The organism is Rhizobium leguminosarum (assembly GCF_010668065.1).
Lineage (GTDB): Bacteria > Pseudomonadota > Alphaproteobacteria > Rhizobiales > Rhizobiaceae > Rhizobium > Rhizobium leguminosarum_S.
The window spans coordinates 1-23770 of sequence record NZ_WUEN01000007.1; the positions used below are offsets into that span (position 1 = coordinate 1).

The 23770-nt window shown below is 62.8% G+C and carries 24 protein-coding genes; 3 read left to right on the forward strand and 21 right to left on the reverse strand.

Annotation, left to right across the window (positions count from 1 at the left end; all coding sequences use genetic code 11):
• On the forward strand, positions 1-1780 hold a 1780-nt coding region (locus tag GR198_RS19640; protein ID WP_164069438.1), incomplete at its 5' end, for a DNA translocase FtsK.
• 35 nt (positions 1781-1815) lie between these two features.
• Here the strand turns inward: GR198_RS19640 and GR198_RS19645 are convergent.
• From GR198_RS19645 to phnG, 15 genes are all read right to left on the reverse strand, one after another.
• Complete coding sequence (locus GR198_RS19645) at positions 1816-2319, reverse strand: GrpB family protein (protein WP_029873737.1); 504 nt, start codon at positions 2317-2319, stop codon at positions 1816-1818.
• Positions 2320-2338: 19 nt separating this feature from the next.
• On the reverse strand, positions 2339-2935 hold the full coding sequence (phnN, locus tag GR198_RS19650; RefSeq protein WP_029873736.1) for a phosphonate metabolism protein/1,5-bisphosphokinase (PRPP-forming) PhnN: 597 nt from the start codon (positions 2933-2935) through the stop codon (positions 2339-2341).
• Entirely contained in the window at positions 2932-4071 is a 1140-nt protein-coding gene (locus GR198_RS19655; RefSeq protein ID WP_029873735.1) for an alpha-D-ribose 1-methylphosphonate 5-triphosphate diphosphatase, read from the reverse strand. Before GR198_RS19655 ends, phnN begins: the two co-directional genes overlap by 4 nt.
• Positions 4072-4084: 13 nt before the next feature.
• The gene (locus GR198_RS19660) at positions 4085-4780 is read right to left on the reverse strand and encodes a DUF1045 domain-containing protein (protein ID WP_029873734.1); all 696 of its coding nucleotides are present in this window, start codon (positions 4778-4780) and stop codon (positions 4085-4087) included.
• 119 nt (positions 4781-4899) lie between these two features.
• On the reverse strand, positions 4900-6252 hold the full coding sequence (gene phnE, locus GR198_RS19665; protein ID WP_029873733.1) for a phosphonate ABC transporter, permease protein PhnE: 1353 nt from the start codon (positions 6250-6252) through the stop codon (positions 4900-4902).
• Positions 6252-7232, reverse strand: a complete 981-nt coding sequence (gene phnE / locus GR198_RS19670; RefSeq protein WP_011649983.1) for a phosphonate ABC transporter, permease protein PhnE — start codon at positions 7230-7232, stop codon at positions 6252-6254. Before phnE (GR198_RS19670) ends, phnE (GR198_RS19665) begins: the two co-directional genes overlap by 1 nt.
• 68 nt (positions 7233-7300) lie before the next feature.
• On the reverse strand, positions 7301-8212 hold the full coding sequence (gene phnD / locus GR198_RS19675; RefSeq protein ID WP_164069439.1) for a phosphonate ABC transporter substrate-binding protein: 912 nt from the start codon (positions 8210-8212) through the stop codon (positions 7301-7303).
• A 73-nt stretch (positions 8213-8285) separates the two neighbouring features.
• Positions 8286-9128 carry a phosphonate ABC transporter ATP-binding protein gene (gene phnC, locus GR198_RS19680; RefSeq protein ID WP_164026509.1) on the reverse strand — a complete coding sequence of 281 codons (843 nt, stop codon included), beginning with the start codon at positions 9126-9128 and terminating at the stop codon, positions 8286-8288.
• A gap of 118 nt (positions 9129-9246) precedes the next feature.
• Positions 9247-9864 carry a DapH/DapD/GlmU-related protein gene (locus GR198_RS19685; protein WP_029873731.1) on the reverse strand — a complete coding sequence of 206 codons (618 nt, stop codon included), beginning with the start codon at positions 9862-9864 and terminating at the stop codon, positions 9247-9249.
• Positions 9861-10568: a phosphonate C-P lyase system protein PhnL gene (phnL, locus tag GR198_RS19690; RefSeq protein ID WP_003544411.1), complete on the reverse strand. Its 708-nt coding sequence runs from the start codon at positions 10566-10568 to the stop codon at positions 9861-9863. The genes GR198_RS19685 and phnL overlap by 4 nt, the downstream gene beginning before the upstream one ends.
• Before the next feature lie 97 nt (positions 10569-10665).
• Positions 10666-11442 (reverse strand): phosphonate C-P lyase system protein PhnK, encoded by a 777-nt coding sequence (phnK, locus tag GR198_RS19695; RefSeq protein ID WP_003544413.1) that lies wholly within the window; start codon positions 11440-11442, stop codon positions 10666-10668.
• Positions 11439-12314, reverse strand: coding sequence for an alpha-D-ribose 1-methylphosphonate 5-phosphate C-P-lyase PhnJ (locus GR198_RS19700; RefSeq protein ID WP_164069440.1), 876 nt, complete (start codon positions 12312-12314; stop codon positions 11439-11441). The genes phnK and GR198_RS19700 overlap by 4 nt, the downstream gene beginning before the upstream one ends.
• Positions 12311-13417, reverse strand: a complete 1107-nt coding sequence (locus GR198_RS19705) for a carbon-phosphorus lyase complex subunit PhnI (protein WP_164026510.1) — start codon at positions 13415-13417, stop codon at positions 12311-12313. Before GR198_RS19705 ends, GR198_RS19700 begins: the two co-directional genes overlap by 4 nt.
• Positions 13418-13421: 4 nt before the next feature.
• Complete coding sequence (gene phnH, locus GR198_RS19710; protein ID WP_164026511.1) at positions 13422-14030, reverse strand: phosphonate C-P lyase system protein PhnH; 609 nt, start codon at positions 14028-14030, stop codon at positions 13422-13424.
• Positions 14030-14506, reverse strand: coding sequence for a phosphonate C-P lyase system protein PhnG (gene phnG / locus GR198_RS19715; RefSeq protein ID WP_025396672.1), 477 nt, complete (start codon positions 14504-14506; stop codon positions 14030-14032). Before phnG ends, phnH begins: the two co-directional genes overlap by 1 nt.
• 165 nt (positions 14507-14671) lie before the next feature.
• Here phnG and phnF point away from each other — a divergent pair, with 165 nt between their 5' ends.
• A complete protein-coding gene (gene phnF / locus GR198_RS19720; protein WP_164069441.1) occupies positions 14672-15409 on the forward strand; it encodes a phosphonate metabolism transcriptional regulator PhnF in 738 nt (245 codons plus the stop codon).
• A 39-nt stretch (positions 15410-15448) separates the two neighbouring features.
• Here the strand turns inward: phnF and GR198_RS19725 are convergent, their stop codons facing one another.
• The 6 genes from GR198_RS19725 to mepA all read right to left on the reverse strand — a co-directional run bounded on the left by GR198_RS19725 (position 15449) and on the right by mepA (position 21510).
• On the reverse strand, positions 15449-16084 hold the full coding sequence (locus GR198_RS19725; protein WP_130687014.1) for a 2,3-bisphosphoglycerate-dependent phosphoglycerate mutase: 636 nt from the start codon (positions 16082-16084) through the stop codon (positions 15449-15451).
• A 21-nt stretch (positions 16085-16105) separates the two neighbouring features.
• Positions 16106-16930 carry a 4-hydroxy-tetrahydrodipicolinate reductase gene (gene dapB, locus GR198_RS19730; RefSeq protein ID WP_164026513.1) on the reverse strand — a complete coding sequence of 275 codons (825 nt, stop codon included), beginning with the start codon at positions 16928-16930 and terminating at the stop codon, positions 16106-16108.
• Positions 16931-16945: 15 nt separating this feature from the next.
• Positions 16946-18733 carry an ABC transporter ATP-binding protein gene (locus tag GR198_RS19735; RefSeq protein ID WP_020052382.1) on the reverse strand — a complete coding sequence of 596 codons (1788 nt, stop codon included), beginning with the start codon at positions 18731-18733 and terminating at the stop codon, positions 16946-16948.
• Between the two features lie 150 nt (positions 18734-18883).
• Complete coding sequence (locus tag GR198_RS19740; protein WP_164069442.1) at positions 18884-19909, reverse strand: glucokinase; 1026 nt, start codon at positions 19907-19909, stop codon at positions 18884-18886.
• Positions 19910-19926: 17 nt separating this feature from the next.
• A complete protein-coding gene (locus tag GR198_RS19745) occupies positions 19927-20307 on the reverse strand; it encodes a methylglyoxal synthase (RefSeq protein WP_064247513.1) in 381 nt (126 codons plus the stop codon).
• Between the two features lie 126 nt (positions 20308-20433).
• Positions 20434-21510 (reverse strand): penicillin-insensitive murein endopeptidase, encoded by a 1077-nt coding sequence (mepA, locus tag GR198_RS19750; RefSeq protein WP_164026514.1) that lies wholly within the window; start codon positions 21508-21510, stop codon positions 20434-20436.
• 278 nt (positions 21511-21788) lie between these two features.
• Between mepA and GR198_RS19755 the strand changes: the two genes are divergently transcribed.
• Positions 21789-23621 (forward strand): extracellular solute-binding protein, encoded by a 1833-nt coding sequence (locus tag GR198_RS19755; RefSeq protein ID WP_164069443.1) that lies wholly within the window; start codon positions 21789-21791, stop codon positions 23619-23621.
• Positions 23622-23770 lie beyond the last annotated feature (149 nt).

Here is a 23770-nt window from a genome sequence, read left to right on the forward strand (position 1 = left end):
CCCGCAGCCCGCCGCGGTCTCCGCGAAGGTTGCCGCGCGCCCTGCGGCCGCCCCGTCCCTGGAAAAGCCCAGGCGCATTATTGTCGAGGCACCGGTCATGCTGGCACCTCAGGCTGCGCCAGCCACTCAGGTCGCGCCAGCCCCTCAAATTGCATCAGCCCCTCAGGCAGCGCCGGCGCCGCAGCGCACGCCGCCTGTGGCCGCGGTTCTGCCGTCGCCGCGCCTGGCCGTGAGGCCCGAAAGGATCGACGCATCCGGCTATGAATTCCCGCCGCGTGCCCTGCTGCAGGAACCGCCGGAACGCCTCGGCGAGATCATGTCGCAGGAGACGCTGGAGCAGAATGCCGGGCTTCTGGAAAGCGTGCTGGAAGATTTCGGCATCAAGGGCGAAATCATCCATGTCCGTCCCGGCCCCGTCGTCACCCTCTATGAATTTGAGCCGGCGCCGGGCGTGAAATCGTCGCGCGTCATCGGCCTTGCCGATGATATCGCCCGCTCAATGTCGGCGCTCTCGGCCCGCGTTGCCGTAGTGCCCGGCCGCAACGTCATCGGCATCGAACTGCCGAATGTCACGCGCGAAACCGTTTATTTCCGCGAGATGATCGAGAGCCAGGATTTCGAGAAGAGCGGCTACAAGCTGGCGCTCGGCCTCGGCAAGACCATCGGCGGCGAGCCTGTCATTGCCGAGCTCGCCAAGATGCCGCATCTGCTTGTCGCCGGCACCACCGGTTCCGGCAAGTCGGTCGCCATCAACACGATGATCCTGTCGCTGCTCTACCGCATGACGCCGGAACAGTGCCGCCTGATCATGGTCGACCCGAAGATGCTCGAACTCTCCGTCTATGACGGCATCCCGCACCTGCTGACGCCAGTCGTCACCGATCCGAAGAAGGCGGTCATGGCGCTGAAATGGGCCGTGCGCGAAATGGAAGAGCGCTATCGCAAGATGTCGCGCCTCGGTGTCCGCAACATCGACGGTTACAACGACCGCGTCGCCCAGGCCCGCGAAAAGGGCGAGACCATCCATGTCATGCTCCAGGTCGGCTTCGACAAGGGCACCGGCACTCCGATCGAGGAAAGCCAGGCGCTAGACCTGACGCCGATGCCTTATATCGTCGTCATCGTCGACGAGATGGCGGACCTGATGATGGTCGCCGGCAAGGACATCGAAGGGGCGATCCAACGCCTCGCCCAGATGGCGCGCGCCGCCGGCATTCATCTGATCATGGCGACACAGCGTCCGTCGGTCGACGTCATCACCGGCACGATCAAGGCAAACTTCCCGACCCGTATCTCCTTCCAGGTGACCTCGAAGATCGACAGCCGCACCATTCTCGGCGAACAGGGCGCCGAGCAGCTGCTCGGTCAGGGAGATATGCTGCATATGCAGGGCGGCGGGCGGATTTCCCGTGTCCACGGACCCTTCGTCTCGGATGTCGAGGTCGAAAAGGTCGTTGCCCATCTGAAGACCCAGGGCCGCCCCGAATATCTCGACACCGTCACCGCCGACGAGGAGGACGAGACGGAAGAGGAAGAAGCCGGCGCCGTTTTCGACAAGAGCGCCATGGCCTCCGAGGATGGCAACGAGCTTTACGAGCAGGCGGTCAAGGTCGTTATGCGCGACAAGAAATGCTCGACCTCCTATATCCAGCGCCGCCTCGGCATCGGCTACAACCGCGCCGCCTCATTGGTGGAACGCATGGAAAAAGAAGGCCTCGTCGGCCCGGCCAACCATGTCGGCAAGCGCGAGATCGTATCGGGACGGGGCGACGGCGAGTAATCGCCGCCGGCCAGGGCGTCTAACGGATGCCTGTTTTACATCCTCGAGGCAGCCAGCCGAACCGTCTCGCTGATAAACTCGGTCTTTCCACCGGTATAAAAATCCCAATCGCCGTCTGCCTCCGCAGCCAGCCGGCGTTTCAGATCGGCATAGGCCTTGGCCCTCTCGGGGTGATCCCTAAGATAATCGCGAAACAGAATGCGTTCCCGATGCGCGCGATTATTAGGCCCGCAAAGATAGAGCCTGAACCCAAAACCGTCATGATCGCGGGCGAAGGCCCATCGTTGCTCTCCAGTATCGCCGTGGAAGACGAAGTCGGCAGCGCGCACGATCTCGATCGCCGCTGGCAGGAAGGCGTCTGATATCATCACGGCAGCAAGGTCGATCTTCGGCTTGGCCGGCAGGCCAGGCACCGACGTGCTGCCGATATGATCGATGGAAAGCAGGCGGTCACCGAGCAAGGCGGAGACCTCGGTGCTGATCTCGGCAAACAGCCGCGGCCAGGAAGGATCGTAGTCGACCACCTTGATGGCGCGCATGCCCTTCCTCTCGATCTGTTCAGGGCGCCTTGCTCAGCAATCCGTCGAGGATCTCGATCATCTTCTGCTCGGCCTCTTCGAGCGAGCCGCTATTGTCGAGCTCCACCACGTCATACTCGCCACGCACCGTCAGCGGTCCGCGGGCGAGCCGGGCCATGATATCCTCATGCGTCTCGCGGCCGCGCGCCTCCAGCCGGCCGGCGAGCACTTCGGGGCGGGCGGTGACGTTGATGACCTTCAGCCGCGGGAAGGCGGCCTGGAAGCGGTGAAGCGCCGAGCGCGAGCCGTTGGCGACGACGATATGGCCTCGCGACAGCGCCACCGAGACCTCGGCCGGAATACCGTATCTCAGGCCATGCGCTTCCCACCAGACGGCGAAGGAGCCTGACTGCTCCATGGCCGCAAACCCTTCGAGGGAGACGGAAAGATGATCTTCGCCGCCGGCGTCACGGTGGCGGGTGATGACGCGGCGGACGAAATGCACATTGTCGCGGCCCTTGAAACGCCGGGCCGCGAGGTTCATTAGCGTGTCCTTGCCAGCACCGCTCGGTCCGACGACGACGACCATGATGCCGCGCTCGGCTCCGGCTCCGGGGTGGGGTTCGTGCGGCATCATGCGACACGGCGTCCCTGGCGCCAGACGGAGCGTGTCACCGGCACGCCGTGCGAACGATGGACGCGGACGAGATCGGCGCGCAGCCCCGTCGCGATCCGGCCGCGATCATCGAGGCTAACGGTACGGGCCGGCGTCGACGTCACCATGGCGATCGCCTTCGGCAGGCTGATGCTTTCGACCTCGTCTGCGAGGATGAAAGGCGCATGCAGCAGGCTGAGCGGTACGTAGTCGGAGGAAAGCACGTCGAGTACGCCCATCTCGGCGAGGTCGCGGGCGGCGATATTGCCGGAATGCGACTTGCCGCGCACGATGTTCGGCGCGCCCATCAGCACGCTCATGCCGTGTCCGTGCGAAGCCCGGGCGGCGTCGAAGCTGGTCGGGAATTCGGCCAGGCGCACGCCGTTGTCGATCGCCTCGTCGACATGCGAGAGCGTCGCGTCGTCATGGCTTGCCACGGTGATGCCGCGCTCGGCGCAGACCTTGGCGATGGCGTTGCGGTGTGGCGTCGAATTGCGCGCCGATTCTGCCTGGCGCTTGGCGACGAAACGGGCGAAGGCCTCGTCGGTTAGGCCCCGCTTCTTCTGGTAGTAGAAGATATATTGATCCATCGTCTGGAACTGACGCTGGCCGGGCGCATGATCCATCAGCGAGACGAGCCGCACATGCCGGTCGTTTTCGAAATCGGCGAAATGTTCGAGCACATTGTCGGCCGAGACTTCGCAGCGCAAATGAAGCAGGTGCTCGGCACGCAGCCTGCCTTCTGTCTCCGCCGACTGGATGGCATCGGCCATCTCGCGCATCTCACCATGTTCGAAGCCGCCGTCCTCGTCCGCCCCCATGCGCAGGCAGTCGAACACCGTGGTGATGCCTGAGGTGACGATCTGGGCGTCATGCGCCTGGATGGCGGCGGTCTTGTTCCAGCGAATGCCGGGACGCGGCTGATAATGGCCTTCGAGATGATCGGTGTGCAGCTCGACAAGGCCGGGAATGATGTAGTCGCCTTCGAAATCTTCGCCGGCTACCGAGTTATCCTCGGAAATGTCGGCGATCTTCCCGTCGCGGATGAGAATCGAGCCCGAGAGGATGTCGTCCTCGAGAACGATGCGGGCGTTGGAAAACACGGTCTCTTTGCTCATGGCGTCAGGTCTTTCAGCTTTTGGCGCCGGCAAGCGGTAGCCAGGAATGAACTTTGAACGGGGCGCCGCGCGTCTCCTCGATGAAGACGGCAAGGCCGGAAATTGAAAGCGGCCGGCCGGTGAAAGCGGCAAAACGCTTGGTCAGGATCGCTTTCATCACCTCGGCGCGTGTCTCGGGCACCTGGCCGCTCAGCGTCATGTGAAAGCCGAAATCCTCCATGACGTAAGGATAACCCCAGCGCTGCAGATGGGCACGCTGGCTGTCGCTGAGCTTCTCCGGGTTGCGCCGCGCCATATCGGCCTCAGAAAGCGCTGCGCGGAACGGTTCGAAGGACCTTACCACCTTCGCGGCGAAATCCTGAAGAGGTTGATGAAGAGAACCGGGAACGAGGGCAAAAAAACGGCCGAGCTGGCCAAGTACGAGTTCAGGAATCTCGAAGGCTTGCGTGCGCTGGGCAAAATCCTCGGCAACTGTCATGAGATCCTTCTCGGTGACGGAGGAGGCGAGCGAAAACGGCGCCTTGATCGTGGCATGAAAGCCGTAGCGGCGGGGGTCGGCGGTCAGCTCGAATTGTTCTGCCGCACCCAGTTGCTCATATTCCGGTGCCGGATAGGTCTCGCCGGTGAAAGCATTGCGGCCGAGCCAGAGCGAGGCCGCGCCGGTCAGGGGATCATCCTTCGGCGGCGAGAAATAGAGAGCGTAGCGCAAGGCTTTTATCCTGGAGATCGTCCAAACGGGGAGGGCACTGTGCAGTGATTTGGCGGCGAACCGCAAGCAGGCTCCCGGCTAAAAGATTTCCGTGACAGAATGATGATGGCGTCAGTTCGTCAGTGGCCCTTTTTTCCCATCACGCGCGAACGCAGCGCATTCGAGAGGTTGTCGAAGGCGAAGACCACGAGGAGGATCAGCAGGACCATATAGGCGACTTTGTCCCAGTCCGAATTGGTCTTCATGGATTCGAGCAGCTTGAGGCCAATGCCGCCCGCACCGACGGCGCCGATTACGGTCGCCGAGCGGGTATTCGATTCCCAGAAATAGAGCGATTGCGAGATGAACACCGGCAGGACCTGGGGGATGACGCCGTAGCGTTGGACGGCCACAGGTGCCGCACCGACCGATCTCACGCCCTCACGCTGCTTGTCGTCGATGTTCTCAAGCGCTTCGGCATAGACCTTTCCGAGCGCGCCCGTATCGGTGAAGAAGATCGCCGCGATGCCCGGAAGCGGCCCTGGGCCGAAGGCACGGGTGAAGAACAACGCCCAGATCAGCATGTCGATCGAGCGCAGGAAATCGAAGAGCCGCTTCGTGCCCCAGTTCGCAGCGCGGCTGCGCGTGATGTTGCGCGCGGCGATGAAGGCGAGCGGGAAAGCGACCAGCGTGCCGAAGAGCGTGCCGACAAAGGCCATGACCAGCGTCTGCATCAACTTCGACAGGATGTCGCCATGCTGCCAGCTTGCGTTGTTCAGGAAGTTGTCCAACGCCAGCGAGGCATTGGACTGGTTCGGATCGAGCCGTTCGCCGGAGAACATCAGGCCGACGACCTCAGGCAGGCTACGGCCCCAGAAGGGCGAATGCGTATCGAAGAAGAAGTTTGCCCAGCCGAGAAAGCGGCGCTGGATATAGACCTGGTTGGTACGGATTTCCGCCTGTCCCGCGAAGCCGTAATAGACGTTCACCTTGTTGTCGTCCTGCTGCATCCGGGCAGGTGCATCGGACGGCAGGGAGGCACGATCATGGGTGATGGTCACGGGATAGAGCTTGCCGTCGATATAGACGTCGACGCGGCTCGGCGCCACTTCCATGCGGTCGCCGTCGCTGCCGAAGGTGACGGTGTATCGGCTGGCGTCGGCATTGGGCTTCAGCCAGTTGATATCGGCGCCCTCGGGATACTGGCGGCGGCTCGTCCATTGGGGCACGACCTGATCGTTCTGGAAACGCAGGCGCGGCTGGGCGCGCCAGGAATACCAGTCCTGGACATAGATCGCCGCGCGGTCCCAGTTGCCGTTCACGAAGGTGGGGATGACGTTGAAGAACGCGAAGCAGAAGGCAAGGTAAACGAAGACCGCTGCTGAAATGAGGAGCAGACCCCAGCGCTGCATGAAGCTGCGATGGAAGACGTCCGGATAGGCGGAAAGCAGTCGTTCGCGCTCAGCGGCGTTGATGGTCGGAACAGAGGACATCAGGCTGCTCCCTGTCCGAATTCGAAGGACTGCTTGCCGATCAGCCGGCGGCGCAGCCAGGCGGAGAACTGGTCGACGCAAATGACGGTGATCAGCAGCAAGATGATGATCGCATAGGTCTTGGCAGCATGGTCGCGTCCGATCGACAGGCTGAAAACCTCGCCTATGCCGCCGCCGCCGACGGCGCCGATAATCGTCGAGGCGCGGACGTTGATCTCAGTCCGCAGCAGCGTGTAGGAGACGAAGTTCGGCAACACCTGCGGCAGGATTGCGAAGCGCACGCGCTCCAGCCAGCCGGCACCGGCGGCGCGCAGGCCTTCATCCGGCTTCATGTCGGCATTCTCGACGACTTCGAAGAACAGCTTCCCAAGCGCGCCGACAGTATGGACCCATACCGCGATGATCGCCGAAATCGGACCGATCGACAGGATCGCGGCGAGAAGACCGGCGACGACGATTTCCGGGAAGGCGCGCATGATTTCCATGATGCGCCGCACGACCCAGCGCGTCACGCCTGCACCGACCAGATTGGTGGAAGCGAAAAAGCAGAGCAAGAACGCGCCGCTCGCACCGAGAATGGTGGAGACGATGGCGATGTTGAGCGTGATCGCGAGCTGGTAGAAGAAATTCGGGATGTAGAAACTATCGGTGATCCAGACGCGGTCGCTTGTATAGTCGTATTTGATCGAACCATCGGAGAAGGGCGACGGCAGGTCGAACATGGCGCGGAAGATCTCCAGCGGACTGTCCGGCACGAAGCTCTTCATGAAGTCGAAGAAATAGGGAAGGCGCTCGAAGAACTTGCCCGAATTGGCGCTGTTGGCGAAGTCGAGAGAGGCGCCGAGGATGATCAGGAAGACCACGATTGAAACGACGGTATAGATCCGCCGCGTTCGAACCTGGCTCTGATAATGATCGAGGATGGTGCGGGAGCCCTCCTGCAATCCGCTCAGAGAGTCCGCGCCGGCCGAGTGCGCCATATGTGGCTTCCTTCTTGGAAAACGGCGGCATCATCATGATGCCGCCGCAAGCTTGTTCAGACTGAGGATCAGCCGCCGATAACGGCCTTACGGGCGTCGATGATCGTCTGGTAGAAGCTCTGGTCGACCGGCGCCCAATCAACGTAGCCGCCGCCCGTGAACGATTCGAAGCAGCTCTTGTCTGTCTTCGGCAGTTCGGCGAAGTAGGTGGTAACCTTCTTCTGGACGTCGGTCGGCAGCTTCTGGGAAACCATCAGCGGACCGTTCGGGATGAGCGGCGACTTCCAGACTTCGACGATATCGTCCATGTCGAGCAGGCCCTTGGTGACCATCTGGTGCAGGTTGCCGGAGGAGTAGCCCTGCGCCCAGTCGCCCTGACCGGAACCGAAGGTGGTACCAACGTCGAACTTTTTGTCGAGAACGCCGAGAACGAGGTTCTCGTGGCCGCCGCCGAAGCCGGTTTCAGAGAAGTACTGCTTGACTGGAGCGCCGGTGTCCTTCGGAAGGGCAACGTTAGGAACAAGATAGCCGGAGGTAGAGTCCGGATCGGCGAAGCCGAGCTTCTTGCCCTTGGCGTCGGCGAGCGTCTTGATGCCGGAATCCTTGCGGGCAACCATGATCGAGTAGTATCCGGTCGAACCGTCGGCCTGCTTGGTGGTCAGAACCGGAGTGACGGCGTTCGGATCCTTGATATAGATCGCGGCGTAAGAGGCGGCGCCCATGACGGCGAGGTCGATCGTGCCGCCAAGGAGGCCCTGGATGACGCCGTTGTAGTTCGGCGATGGGAAGAGCTGAACTTCGGAAACGCCGGTGGCAGCGATCAGGCCCGGCTTGACGCACTCGGTGCGGCGAACCTGGTCGGCTTCGTTTTCACCGCCATCGAGACCGATGCGGAGGACCTTGACGTCCTGGGCAGCAGCATTGCCGGCGAGGGCGGCGACGGCGATGGTTGCCATCAGGATCTTGCGGAATGCAGACATGGAAGTCTCCTTTTGTGACATGGTTTGTTTGTCAGTTATTTTTCCGACCGTTGTCCCGTCGGCCGGAAACGGGTCAGTGCACGGCGGCTGCTTTGGCCACCCTGCCGGATGAGGTATCCTCGGCGCGACGCTTGGATTCGAGGCTGGTTGAGGTCATCGTTTCGTCGATGCCGGCGCCGTCCTTGTCCGTCCCGTAGATTTCCTTCACCGCTTCGGCAGTCAGCTCCGAGGGCTTGCCGTCGAAGACGACGCGGCCGCCGGCCATGCCGACGATGCGCTCACAATAGTTGCGGGCGGTGTCGAGCGTGTGAAGGTTGGTGATGACGGTGATGCCCTCGCGCTCGTTGATATCGCGCAGCGCATCCATGACGATCTTGGCGTTCAGCGGATCGAGGGAGGCGATCGGCTCGTCGGCGAGCACCATTTTCGGGTTCTGCATCAGCGCGCGGGCGATCGCCACGCGCTGCTGCTGGCCGCCGGAAAGCGTGCCGGCTGCCTGCAGCGCCGTCTGCTCGATGCCGAGGCGTTCGAGTGCCGCGATGGCATGCACGCGTTCCTCGCGGGTGAAGATGTTGAGCAGGCTCATAAGCGTCGAGCGATGATTGAGGCGGCCGAGCATGACATTGGTGAGAACGTCGAGGCGCGGCACCAGGTTGAACTGCTGGAAGATCATCGCGCAGTCGCGCTGCCAGTTGCGCAACGCCTGGCCGCGAAGCCCGGAGACCTCGACGCCGGCGAAATGAACGGAGCCGGAGCTCGGCTCCTGAAGGCGGTTGATCATGCGCAGCAGCGTCGACTTGCCGGCGCCGGAGCGGCCGATGATGCCAACCATCTGGCCTTGGGGAATGGCGAGCGTGACGGAATCGACAGCGAGCTTTTTTCCGAAACGACGTGTGACATTCTTCAGCTCGAACATCATGCTCTTCCCTTGCGATCCAGGCCTTAATCAGCATCGCATTAGTCCCGCTTGATGAACCTCGCATGTCATATTTGTGTAAGTCCTGTCACAATTCTTCGCTCCCATATCGGGGGTTTTAACCGCCGTAGCGGGACAGGAAATCTTCCGCGTCCAGGTTGCGAAAATCCTCGAGCGCCTGGCGCAGCCGGTCATGCTCCCAGTCCCACCAGGAAAGCCTGTCCATCCGTTCGCCGACCTCTCTTGGAAAGCGCTCGCGGATGAGCTTGGCCGGCACCCCGCCGACGATCGTATAGGGCGCGACGTCCTTTGAGACGACGGCGCCGGCTCCGATCACCGCGCCGTTGCCGACGTTGACGCCGGGCAGGATCGTCGCCCCGTGGCCGATCCAGACGTCGTTGCCGATCGTCACGCGGTTTGCGCGCCGCCAGGCGAAGAAGTCCGTTTCCACGTCGCCGTCCGGCCAATAGTCGGCGGCGCGATAGGTGAAATGATGCAGTGTCGCGCGCCAGGTCGGATGGTTGGTGGCGTTGATGCGCACGGCGGCGGCGATATTGACGAACTTGCCGATCGTCGCACACCAGACGGAGCCATCCTGCATGATGTAGGAATAGTCGCCGAACGTGGCCTCGCTGATGCGGCAGCGTTCAGAGACCTCCGTATAGCGCCCGAAAGTGGAATCGCTGACGGATGCCGTCTCATGAAAGTACGGCTCGATGCCAAGCTTGCGGCTCATGCAGCGATCTTTCTGGGTGAGAACTGCTGGACGTCGAGGATGCGGTCGGCGACGGCTTCGCGCACCTCTTCGTCGTGGAAGATGCCGAGAAGGGCGACCCCCGCCTTCTTCTTTTCCGCGATCATGCCGACGACGACGGCACGGTTCCTGGCATCGAGCGAGGCCGTGGGCTCGTCGAGAAGCAGGATCGTGTGCTCGGTGATGAAGCCGCGTGCGATATTGACGCGTTGCTGCTCGCCGCCGGAGAAGGTGGCGGGCGGAAGCTGCCAGAGCGTTTCCGGCAGGTTGAGCCTGGCAAGCAGGGCGCCCGCCTTTTCCCGTGCCGTGACGGCGTCCTCGCCGCGTGCCACCAGCGGTTCGGCAACCACGTCGATCGCCGCGACGCGCGGCACGGTGCGCAGGAACTGGCTGACATAACCGAGCGTATTGCGGCGGACGTTGAGCACTGTGCGCGGATCGGTGGAGGCGAGATCGACGATACGTCCGTCGTGGCGGATGAGGATCTGGCCGGTGTCGACGGCGTAATTGCCGTAGATCATCTTGAGCAGCGAGCTCTTGCCGATGCCCGATGGGCCACCGAGCACGACGCATTCGCCCGATGCGACGGAGAAGGCGACATCGGAGACGACAGGTAGCTTGATGCCGTCGCGCAGATGCATGGTGAAGCTCTTCGAGACTTCGGAAACGACGAGAGGCGTTGCCATGATTTCTTCTTTCTAGAGCAATTCCAGGAAAACTGTGAAGCGGTTTTCCGTCCGGAGTTGAGTAAATACAAAAGGTTAGAGCGGTTCTGCGCTTCCCTCAGACCTGCAGGATCGAGGAGACGAGCAGCTGCGTATAGGGTTCGCGCGGGTCGTCGAGCACGCGGTCGGTGAGCCCGTGTTCGATGACGTAGCCGTCCTTCATCACCATCATCCGATGCGAGAGAAGGCGGGCGACGGCAAGATCGTGGGTGACGATGATGGCCGAGAGACCGAGATCGTTGACGAGGCCACGCACGAGATCGAGCAGGCGCGCCTGAACCGAGACGTCGAGGCCGCCGGTCGGCTCGTCCATGAAGACGAGCCGTGGGCCGGTGACGAGGTTGCGGGCGATCTGCAATCGCTGGCGCATGCCGCCGGAAAAGGCGCGGGGCTGGTCGTCAATGCGGTCGGCGTCGATCTCGACGCGCTCCAGCCAGTCGATCGCCGAAGCGCGGATCTTGCCGTAGTGCCGGTCGCCGATCGCCATCAGCCGTTCGCCGACATTGGCGCCGGCAGAGACGGTCATGCGCAGGCCGTCGGCAGGGTTCTGATGCACGAAGCCCCAATCGGTGCGCATCAGGAAACGCCGCTCGGCCTCGTTCATACGATAGAGGTCGCGGTAGCTGCCGTCGCGCATATGATATTCGACGCTGCCGGTGCTCGGCAGCAGCCGGGTGGAAAGGCAGTTGAGCAGCGTCGTCTTGCCGGAGCCGGATTCACCGACGATGGCGAGCACTTCGCCGGGCCAGAGCTCGAAGGAGACGTCGCGGCAGCCGATGCGGTTGCCATAGAATTTCGAAACGTCATGGACTTTGAGAAGCGGGGTATCGCTCATTCTGCAGCCTCCCGGGCCAGCATCTCGCCGGCATGTCCGTGTGCGCGGCGGTCTTCGCAATGATCGGTGTCGGAGCAGACGAACATGCGCCCGCCCTTGTCGTCGAGAACCACTTCGTCGAGATAGACATCCTCGGCGCCGCAAAGGGCGCAGGGTTTATCGAAACGCTGGATATCGAAGGGATAATCCTCGAAATCCAGGCTGATGACGTCGGTATAGGGCGGAACCGCATAGATGCGCTTCTCGCGGCCGGCGCCGAAAAGCTGCAGCGCGTCCGACATATGCATCTTCGGATTGTCGAATTTCGGTGTCGGCGACGGGTCCATGACGTAGCGGCCGTGGACCTTCACCGGATAGGCGTAGGTCCTGGAGATGCGGCCGTTGTGGGCGATATCCTCGTAGAGCTTCACATGCATGAGACCGTATTCTTCGAGAGCGTGCATCTTGCGGGTCTCGGTCTCACGCGGCTCGAGGAAGCGCAGCGGCTCGGGGATTGGCACCTGGTAGACGAGCACCTGTCCGGGGCCGAGCTTTTCCTCGGGAATGCGGTGGCGCGTCTGGATAATCGTTGCATCCTTGGTATGCGTCGTCACCGCGACATTGGCGACCTTCTGGAAGAAGGCGCGGATCGAAACGGCGTTGGTCGTGTCGTCGGCGCCCTGGTCGATGACTTTCAGCACGTCGTCAGGTCCGATGATCGAGGCCGTCACCTGCACGCCGCCGGTGCCCCAGCCATAGGGCATCGGCATTTCGCGCGAGGCGAAGGGCACCTGGTAACCCGGAATGGCGATTGCCTTCAGGATGGCGCGGCGGATCATCCGCTTGGTCTGTTCGTCGAGATAGGCGAAGTTGTAGCTGGCCAGATCGGTCATTCGGCGGCTTCCTTCATGTCTTCGCCACCGTTGCGGGCGGCTTCGAATTCGCGGCGCATACGGCGGACGAGATCGAGTTCGGCCTGGAAGTCCACATAATGCGGAAGCTTCAGGTGCTCGACGAAGCCCGTCGCCTGGACGTTGTCGGAGTGCGAGATGACGAATTCCTCGTCCTGTGCCGGCGCGGTGATATCCTCGCCGAGCTCTTCGGCGCGAAGCGCCCGGTCGACCAGCGACATCGCCATCGCCTTGCGCTCGCTCTGGCCAAAGACCAGGCCGTAGCCGCGGGTAAATTGCGGCGGCGCCTTGGCCGAACCCTTGAACTGGTTGACCATCTGGCATTCGGTGATCTGGATCGTGCCGAGCGAGACGGCAAAACCGAGTTCAGGCACATCGAATTCCACCTCGACGTCGCCGATGCGGATTTCACCGGTGAAGGGGTGGTTGCGGCCATAGCCGCGCTGGGTGGAATAACCGAGTGCCAGCAGGAAGCCCTCGTCGCCGCGGGCAAGCGCCTGCAGGCGGAGATCCCGGGTCATCGGGAATTCCATCGGCTCGCGGGTCAGGTCGCCGATCTCGTGATCCTCAGGCATGTCGCCGTCGGCCTCGATCAGGCCTTCCTCGCCGAGGATTTCGGAGACGCGCATGACGTGGCCGGTCTCGGCGGCGCGCTGAGCGGGCGTCTCGACCGCCTCGTCCGAAAGCAGCGTGGGATCGAGCAGGCGGTGGGTATAGTCGAAGGTGGGTCCCAGAAGCTGGCCGCCCGGCAGATCCTTGTAGGTCGCCGAGATGCGGCGTTCGATCGTCATATCAGCCGTGTCGAGCGGCTTCGAATAGCCGAAACGCGGCAGCGTCGTGCGGTAGGCGCGCAGCAGGAAGATCGCCTCGATCATGTCGCCCCGCGATTGGCGGACGGCAAGGGCTGCGAGCGTGCGGTCGAAAAGCGAAGCCTCGGCCATGACGCGGTCGACGGCGAGCGCCAGCTGCGCCACGATCTGTTCGATGCCGATCGCCGGCAGCGAACGGTCGCCGCGGCGGCGGTCGGCGAGCAGGCGGTGGGCATTGGCGATGGCGGTCTCGCCACCCTTGACGGCAACATACATGAGCTCAGATCTCCGTTGCTGTGATCTTGGTGGTGCGCGGCAGGCAGAGGAAACGCTTGCCCGCCGTCAGCACGATGTCGACGCCGCGCGGAAAGAGCGCGCGGTTCTCGGTCCAAAGCCGCAGGAAGGTCTCCGGCAGGCCGATCGGCGCGATCTCCGTCACGCTCTGGATGCCGGGACCCATCAGCGCCAGCCTGCGGCCGCCTTCGAGTTCGGCGAGTTCGATGACGAGGGTCGTCGAGCGGTCGGGATATTCTTGCGTGCCTGGTGCAAAGAGGCCGAAGGAGGAAAGTGCGGTGCCGGCCTCGGTGAAGGCAAAGCGCGCTTCGGCTTTTTCGGTGGTCAACGGCGCGCCGGTATGGAAGCCGAACCACTCCGGCACGGCGGATCTCGCCAGTCCCTGGGAAAGCCAGACGGGCGTGTCGTGGTCGCAAAGCGTCAGCGCGATCGTGCCGGCGGCGATGCCGAGCGGTGCCGGCGGAGCGACGTCGGGCTGAACCGTCTGGATCGTGCCGGGGCGGGCCATACCGTCCATCAGCATCTTGAACACGCTTTGGGAATGGAAGACCGGCTCGGCAAAGCCGCCGGTCAGAGCTTCTGTCTTCAGACCCATCAGTTGTCTCCCCGCACCATGGTGAAGAAATCGACGCGGGTTGCCGCCGTCTCGTCCGCCTTGCGGCGTTCGGCATCGGCGATCCGCTCAGTGATCGGTAAAAGCAGGGCCTGTTCGACGAAATCTTTCGTCGCTTCCTCCTGCCAGAGCGCGTCGAAGATCGCCGCAAGCCGGGCCTTCTCGCGGTCGGTGCCGAGCGCCTGCGCATGGCCGACCGAGCCGGAGCCAAGCCGGACCGTCGCCCGCGTCACGGTCACTTCGCCGAGATTGAAGGGAGCGCCGCCGCCGCCGATGCGTCCACGCACCATAACCAGCCCGGTCTCCGGTCCGCGCACCTGATGGGCAACAGGCTTTTCCGGCAGCGCATCGAAGACCGCCAAGAGTTCGCTGCGCTCCGCACGCGCCAGCAGATCGGCGGCGCGTTTACGCCCGGATGCCGTCTGTGACGCAGCGTCTGTCCTGTCCGCTGATATCATTGCCGCTTCCCTTAAAATGTCTATTGATATAGACAACTATACAAGATATGTTTAGCTCTAAATCGATGTCGTGACAAGCGTGTGACATCCTACAGCGCCGCGCGCCTTTTAAGACGCGCAAAGGACGCTGTAGCAGAAGGCGTGAAGTGGCAGGGCAGGGGTGGAATGGCGGGATTGAAGCAGGTGCAAAGGCAAACCGGCGTGGCGCTCTGGCGCCAGATCGCCGATCGCATTCGCGAGGCGATCAGCAGCGGAGCCTATGACGAAACGGGAATGGTGCCACCGGAAACCATGTTGGCGCTGCAATTCGGCGTCAACCGCCATACGGTGCGCAGCGCGCTGGCGGCGCTGGCGCAGGAAGGTATCGTCCGTGCGGTACAAGGTCGCGGCACGCTGATCGAGCGCAAGGAGCGGCTGAATTTCCCGATCACCAGGCGCACGCGTTTCACCGCCGGCATCGGCGATCAGGCGCGTGAAATGCGCGGCCTTCTGCTCGATGAGGCGAAGGAGGAGGCGAGTGCCGAGATCGCCCGCTGGCTGGGCCTTGAACAAGGAGAACAGGTGATCCGCCTGGAAACATTGCGCCAGGCAGACAAGCGGCCGGTTTCAAGGGCGACGAGCTGGTTTCCCGCCAAGCGCTTTACCGGTATCGGTGAGGCTTACCGGACGGAGGAATCGATCACCAAGGCTTTCGCCGAACTCGGCCTGCCGGACTACGTCCGGGCGACGACCGAGGTGACGGCAGCCCATGCGAGTGCAGCCGATATGGCGGACCTCGAACTCACCCCCGGCGCGATCCTGCTGATCGCCAAGGCGATGAATACCGATCTTGAGGGTGTGCCGGTGCAATATTCGATCAGCCGCTTCGCGGCCGACCGGGTCCAGTTCACCATCGAGAACTGAGCGCCTTTCCCCGCCGAAGCGGGGAAAGATCAACTGAGATCAATGCGCGCCCGACATGTCGCCGAGCACTTCCTTGGAAGCGACGGTGGAATCTGCCTTCAGCGTGTAGACCATCGGCACGCCGGTCGCGAGATTGAGGGCAAGCACGCCTTCGCGTGTGAGCTTGTCGAGCACCATCACCAGCGAGCGCAGCGAATTGCCGTGCGCGGCAACCAGCACCTTCTCGCCCCTGAGCACGCGCGGCAGGATCTCGGTGAGGTAGTAGGGCCAGACGCGGGCGCCGGTGTCGCGCAGGCTTTCACCGCCGGGAGGCGGCACGTCATAGGAGCGGCGCCAGATATGCACCTGCTCCTCGCCCCATTTGGCGCGTGCATCGTCCTTGTTGAGGCCGGAGAGGTCGCCGTAGTCGCGCTCGTTCAGTGCCTGGTCGCGGATCGTCAGGAGATCGGGCTGGCCGACCTTGTCGAGGATGAGCTTCAGCGTGTGCTGCGCGCGCACCAGCACCGAGGTATAGGCGACGTCGAATTTGATCCCGTATTCGGCGAGCGCCGCCCCGCCTGCATTGGCTTCCTGGACGCCGAGCTCGGTCAGATCGGGATCCTTCCAGCCGGTGAAGAGATTCTTCAGGTTCCAGTCACTCTGGCCGTGGCGAACGAGGACGAGGGTACCGCTCATGAATATGCCTCCGTAGTATCGTTATGAGGAAGAAAGCCCGAGCACGTCGAGCATGGAATAGAGACCCGGCTTCTTGTCGCGCGCCCAAAGGGCTGCCTTGATGGCGCCGCGCGCGAAGATCGAGCGGTCGGCTGCACTGTGCGACAGGGTGACGATTTCGCCTTCGCCGGCAAAAAGCACCGAATGTTCGCCGATGACGGAGCCGCCGCGCAGCGTCGCAAAACCGATCGTGCCCGCTTCGCGGGCGCCGGTATGGCCGTCGCGCACCCGGACCGATTGCGAGGCAAGATCGATGCCCCGCCCCTTTGCCGCGGCCTCGCCGAGGAGAAGAGCGGTGCCGGAAGGCGCATCCACCTTGTGCCTGTGGTGCATTTCCAGGATCTCGATATCCCAATCGGCAGGATCAAGCGCACGCGCTGCCTGCTCTGCGAGTACGCTGAGCAGATTGACCCCGAGGCTCATATTGCCTGACTTGACAATGCGGGCATGGCGGGCCGCCGCGGCGATCTTGGCATTGTCGTCGGGTAAACAGCCCGTCGTGCCGATGACATGGACGATGCGGGCCTGCGCGGCGAGGCCTGAAAATTCCACCGTTGCGGCAGGCGAGGTAAAGTCGAGCACGCCTTCGGCATCGAGAAAAGCGTTGAGCGGATCGTCGCCGATAATGACACCGGTCGGGCCGAGACCGGCGATTTCGCCGGCATCCTTGCCGACGAAGGGCGAGCCGGCGCGCTCGACCGCGGCATGCAGGTTCACGCCCTCGATCGAATGGATGAGCCGGATCAGCGTCTGCCCCATGCGTCCTGCTGCGCCAACCACCACCAGTTTCATCGCAGCATCGCTCATCTCAGTCTCACCAGGTCAGTTTGAATCGGAGGCGGAAGGCCTCTGCAGGTTGTTGAGGCGAGCGTAAAGACCGTCGCTGACCTTCGCAAGCGTCTCGTGATTGCCTTCCTCGACGACACGGCCCTGCTGCATGACGACGATCTTGTCGGCGCGCACCACGGTCGAAAGCCGGTGGGCGATGACGACGACGGTGCGTCCGCTCATCGCTTCATCGAGCGCCTTCTGCACGGCGGCCTCGGATTCGGTGTCGAGGGCCGAGGTCGCCTCGTCGAGAAGCAGGATCGGCGCATTGCGCACCAAAGCGCGCGCGATCGACAGCCGCTGACGCTGGCCGCCCGAAAGCGTCACGCCGTTCTCGCCGACCGGCGTCTCATAACCCTGCGGCTGTGCCGAGATGAAGTCATGCGCATAGGCAAGCCGTGCGGCCTCTTCCACCTCGGCATCGGTCGCTTCCGGCCGGCCATAGCGGATATTGTCGCGGATCGTGCCCTCGAACAGATAGGGCTGCTGCGAGACATAGGCGAGCTGCTGGCGCAGCGACTTCTTGGTGATGTGGGCGATGTCCTGCCCGTCGATCAGGATTTCGCCCTCGCGCGGATCGTAGAAGCGCGGAATGAGGCTGATGACGGTGGACTTGCCGGCGCCGGAGGGGCCGACCAGCGCTGTGGTCGCGCCGCCCTCGGCGATGAAATTGACGCCGCTGAGCACGCTCTCATTGCCGTAGGCGAAGGACACATTGCGGAATTCGATCCTCGCCTGCGTCACCGTCAGCGGCCGGGCATCCGGCAGGTCGCGCTGGCGCGGCTCCATGTCGAGCAGTTCATAGATCATCCGCGCATTGACGACGGCGCGCTCCATCTGCACCTGCAGCCGGGCAAGCCGACGGGCCGGGTCATAGGCAAGCAGCAGCGCCGTGACGAAGGAGAAGAAGGCGCCAGGCGGCACATTGAAGTAGATCGAGCGGTAGGCGGCATAGGCAAGCACGCTGGCGACGGCAAAGCCCGCGAAACTCTCCGTCAGAGGAGAGGTGCGTTCGGACAGCCGGGCAATCCGGTTGGCCCGGCTTTCGGCGCCCTTGATGAGCTTGTTGACCTTGCGCTCCAGTTCTTCTTCCATCGTGAAGGCTTTCACGATGGCGATGCCCTGGATCGTCTCCTGCATGGCGCCGAGAACGTGGCTGTTCAGATGCACGGCCTCGCGGGTCGCCGAGCGCAGCCGCTTGGAAACATAGCGCAGTGCATAAAGCAGCGGCGGCGCCATGATGAACACGGCAAGGCTGAGCAGCGGATCCTGGATGATCATCACGGCGAGCAGCGAAACGAAGGTCAGCAGGTCGCGCACCGTCGAGGTGATCGTCAGGTTGAGCACGTCGCGGATGCCGCTGACGTTCTGGCTCACCTGCGCGGCGATATGGGCCGAGCGCGCCTCGCTGAAGAAGCCGACCGAAAGCGTCATCAGATGCGCATAGAGCCGGCGCTGGTAGCGGGCAACGATATCGTTGCCGACCCTGGACAGCGCCACCGCCTGGCCATAGCTCGCAAAGCCGCGCAGCACGAAGGCGATGAAGATCGAAAGACAGATGATCCAGACGACGTCGGCGCGCCGATTGGCGAAGGCCTCATCGATGATCGCCCGCATGATCCAGGCGGTGAACGCCGTCGAAAGCGCCACCACGATGAGGCAGGCGATCGCAAAGACATAGCCCCACAGATGGTCGCGGCCGTTTTCAGCGATGATGCGCTTCAGGATGCCGGTTACGGTATCGCTGCTGACGCTCTGCGTTCTGCTTTCCGCCGCTTCCAAAAATGAGGTTTCCTGTCTCGGACCAAGCGCCCCGCGAAGGCGACGCGCACATTTGCCGGGGTCTATAAAGAGTTGGGACCGGTTTGGCTAGAGCGCCGCGCGCCCGGATAGGACGCGCCGGGCACGCTCTATTTGCTTTGCGCGCCGGGGTCAGCGGCGCCAGCGGCGGCCTTCCGTCGAGACGCCGAAATTCGCCGGCATGCGCGCATAGGAGGAAAGCCCGGCAAGCGCTGCCAGCGGATGTGTCACCACATAGGTCGGGATGGTGCGAAGCAGCGCCGTATGCGGCGCCTTGTCCTCGAAGGCGATGCGGAATTCAGGCTTCTTCAGCGCCGGGATGATCTTCTGCGAAATCCCACCGGAAAGATAGACGCCGCCGCGCGCCATGAACACCATCGCCATGTCGCCCGCCACGCGGCCGAGATAGATGGCAAACAGCGAGACGGTCTCTACGGCCGCCTTGTCGCTGCCGGCAAGCGCGTGCGAGGTGATGTCGGCGGGATCCTTCATCGTCGGCTCGATGCCGTCGACCACGCAGATGGCGTGATAGAGGTTGACGAGACCGCGCCCGCAGAGGATCTGCTCGGCCGAAACGCGGCCTTCGATCGTCTCGATATGCGGGAAGATGTCATAATCGCGCTTGCTGCGCGGCCCGAGATCGACATGGCCGCCTTCGCCGGGAACCGGGATCCAGCTGTGCTGGGCATGCACGAGCCCGCCGACGCCGAGGCCGGTGCCCGGTCCGAGCACGACGCGGGAGGCGATCATGTCGCCGGTGGCGTCGCCGATGCGTTCGCGATTTTCATCCGAAAGCGCGGCGATTGCCAGCGCCTGCGCCTCGAAATCGTTGACGACGAGCACATCCTCCATGCCGAGGCCCTCGATCATCGTCTTCGGCCGCACCACCCAGTCGCAGTTGGTCAGCGGGATCTCGTCGTCATTGATCGGGCCGGCGACGGCGAGGATCGCCGAGCGCGGCTGCACGGCGGTCTTGTCGAGCACGCCTTGCTGGATCGCTTCGTCGATCGTGGCGAAATCCGCCGTGCGCACGTTCGGAAACTGCTTCGGCTCGGCATAGGCATCGGTCAGGATGGAGAAGCGGGCATTCGTGCCGCCGATATCGCCGATCAGGATCGGGAAAGGCTGCGGAGCGGTGCTGTTGTTCGGTTTTGGCATGGCCGGTTCCGTGCTGATCAGGCTTCGAGGGTGGGAAGAAGTTTTATAGCGGTGGCGTGGTTGAGCGCCATCGGAATATCGTAGACGATCGCCAGCCGCATCAGCGCCTTCACGTCGACATCGTGCGGCATCGGCGTCAAGGGGTCGACGAAAAAGATCAGGGCGTCGACCTCGCCGGTCGAAATCAGCGCGCCGATCTGCTGGTCGCCGCCGAGCGGTCCGCTTTTCAGCCTCGTAACGTGGAGGTCGGGGGCGGCGTCGAGCACGCGCCCGCCGGTGGTGCCGGTGGCGACGATCTTCCAATGGGAGAGAATGTCCCTGTTGGCGCGGGCGAAATCCGCCATATCGTCTTTCTTCTGGTCATGCGCAATCAATGCAAGGCATTTGCCGCCGGCCATCAACCCCTCCGCCCGAGAAATTCAATCGATTTGACCGCTTTATACCAAGAATTTGCGATTTGAAAGACAGCGTATCCCGGGTCACCGCCCCCGGCCTGGTCTCAGGGCTCGGTCCCAGGACCTCGATCATTGTATCGCCGGCTTGTCGTTCGGAACTGGGCCGACATCGGGCAAAGCGCCGTCGTCGGCGGCGGCAGGCGCTGCGGCCGGAGCGGCGGTGAGCGCGCTTGCGGCGGAAGGTCCGCCATAGGTGGCGGCCTGCATCGAGGCGACGGAAGCCGCATCGAGCACGGCGGCGCAGGCCTTGGGCAGGTCGGAGACCATCATCTCGCGCGGCGGCTTCGGCGGCTTGGCGCCGGGCTTCGGCGGTTTCGGCGGTGCCCAGGGCGCCGGCGTGAACCACCAGGCGAGCGACTTGTCGCAGCCGTCGCCGGCAACGACTGGGGCCTGCGGCGTGCATCCCTTGGCACCTGGCGGGCATTTGATGCGGATGTGGAAATGCGAGTCATGGCCGTATTCCGGCCGGAGCTTGCCAAGATTGGTGCGGTCGCCCGTCCAGGTATCGCACATCTTCTTCTTGATCGCCGGATTGACGAAGATGCGCTCCACCTCGGGATAGCTTGCCGCCAGCATCAGCAGCCGCGCGTGCGATTGCGTCCACACCTTGGGGTCGACGGTCAGGAACTTGCCCTTCTGCAACATGGTGGTGAAGGGCAGATCCTGGCGCTCCTCGGCCGTCATGCGGCGCGTGGGCATCGGCGTAAACCAGATGTCGGCATCAAGACCGATCTGGTGCGAGGCATGGCCGTTCAGCATCGGCCCGCCACGCGGCTGCGCAATGTCGCCGACGAGAATGCCCGGCCAGCCGGCATATTTGACCCCGTCCTGCGAAAGACGTTCGAGCAGCGCGATCATCGCCGGATTGCCCCAGCGGCGGTTGCGCGAAAGCCGCATCGCCTGCCAGGTCGGCCCGTCGGTCGGCAGCGCCACCGCGCCCGTCATGCAGCCCTTTGCGTAAAAGCCGATCGGCTGTGCCGGTCCCTGCGTCGGCAGGCCGACGGCGCCGAACTGCCCCTTGGCGCTGCCCGGGCTCGGCGTCTTCTGCTGGGCGCCGACGTCGCCGGCGGCAAGGCTTGCGCCGATTGCGCCGGCAAGCGTCAGTTTGCCGAATGTCCTGAAAGCCTGAGCGAAGCCGAAAGCCATACTGTTCCCTTGAGCCGCTGCCGAAGTGATTTGCGATCGAATCTATCGTGAAAAGCAATTTTGGTGAATCGATGTTTTGGCTGGCGATGCGGGCAAGCGGCGGTGACCGATTGCCGCAGAGTTGCGCCGCATGTTGCGACGGCGGCTCGAAGAGGTGACGCCTCCAAGCGAGCCGATGGCTCAAAATTTCGCGCGCCCGGCAAAAACCAAACTCTCTCCTGTTTTTCGCCCGTATTTTTCGTATTGTCGAACCCATCAATAATCAGGGGAAAGCGTGAATGGCGGCTCTGTGGTCGAAGATCGGTTTGTTTCTGTCGCTTGCGGGTGCCTTGGCGCCAATGACGGCAACGGCTCAGGACCAGCCGTTTCTGATCGGAAGCTCGGTCATCAGCGAGATGAAGTACAAGCCGGGCTTTGCGCACTTCGACTACGTCAATCCCGATGCACCGAAAGGCGGAGACCTGCGCCTCTCCGCAAGCGGCGCCTTCGACACCTTCAACCCGCTGCTCGCTAAAGGCCAGGCGGCAGTGGGCTTGACGCTCGTTTACGACACGCTGATGAAGCCCGCCGACGACGAGCTGCTCGTCTCCTACGGTCTGCTTGCCGAGGGATTGTCTTTTCCCGCCGACGTCTCGAGCGCGACCTTCCGCCTGCGCAAGGAAGCGAAATGGGCGGATGGTCAGCCGGTAACGCCCGAGGATGTCATCTTCAGTCTGGATAAGACGAAGGAATTAAATCCCCTCACGGCGAACTATTACCGCCACGTCGCGAAGGCCGAAAAGACCGGCGACCGCGACGTCACCTTCACCTTCGACGAGAAGAACAACCGGGAGCTCCCGAATATTCTCGGCCAGTTGGTGGTCGTGCCGAAACATTGGTGGGAGGGGCAGGGACCGGACGGCAAGCCACGCGATATTTCAAAGACGACGCTTGAGCCCGTGATGGGTTCGGGACCCTACAAGATTGCTTCCTTCTCGCCAGGCGCGACAATCCGCTATGAACTACGCGACGACTATTGGGGCAAGGACCTGAATGTGAATGTCGGCCAGAACAATTTCCGCAACGTCAACTACACCTATTTCGGTGATCGGGATGTCGAGTTCGAGGCCTTTCGCGCCGGCAACAGCGACTACTGGCAGGAAACCACGGCTGCCCGCTGGGCGACGGGATATGATTTTCCGGCAGTGAAGGAAGGGCGTGTCAAGAAAGAGGAGGTTGCAAATCCGTTACGCGCCACCGGCATCATGCAGGCTCTCGTACCCAACATGCGACGTGACCTCTTCAAGGACATCAGGGTCCGCGAGGCGCTGAACTATGGTCTGGATTTTGAGGAGCTGAACCGCACGGTTGCCTTCAACAGCTACAAGCGCATCGACAGCTATTTCTGGAACACCGAACTCGCCTCCTCCGGCCTTCCGCAGGGCAGAGAGCTGGAAATTCTGCAGGGCATGAAGGATAAGGTGCCGGCAGAAATCTTTACCACGCCCTATGCCAATCCGGTCGGTGGCGATCCGCAGAAGAGCCGCGATAACCTCCGCAAGGCAATTGCGCTTCTCAAAGAAGCCGGCTGGGAGATCAAGGGCAATCGCATGGTCAATACCAAGACCGGCCAGCCGATGAGCTTCGAGATTCTGTTGTCGAGCCCGATGCTGGAACGCTGGGCGGTGCCCTATGCCAGCAATCTCAAGAAAATCGGCATAGATGCGCAAGTCCGGACGGTCGATGCCTCGCAAGCCGTCAATCGCGAACGCAGCTTCGATTACGACATGATCTGGAATGTCTGGGCGCAGTCCATGAACCCTGGCAACGAGCAAGCCGACTATTGGGGATCCGATTCGGTCAATCAGCAGGGGTCTCAAAATTACGCAGGCATCGCCAATCCGGCCGTCGATGAGCTCATCCGCATGATCATCTTCGCGCCGAACCGCGATGAACAGGTCGCGGCGATCAAGGCGATGGACAGGGTACTGCTTGCAAACCATTACATCATCCCGCTGTTCTACCGCGGTACCCAGAACATCGTCTATTGGAGCACGATCACCCATCTCGCCGAATTCCCGGCCTATAGCCTAGGCTTCCCCGATGCCTGGTGGTCGACCTCGGCGAAATGAGCGGGCTTGCATTGAAGGCGGCCTCGGCTCCAAATGGCGCAAGCGAATCACGACAAGCCGGTACGGCCGGCAAGGGAAGGCTGGCGGATTGAGCAGCATCGGACGGGACGGCAGGCAGACAAGAAGAAGATTTCCGGAGGCTGAAGGCT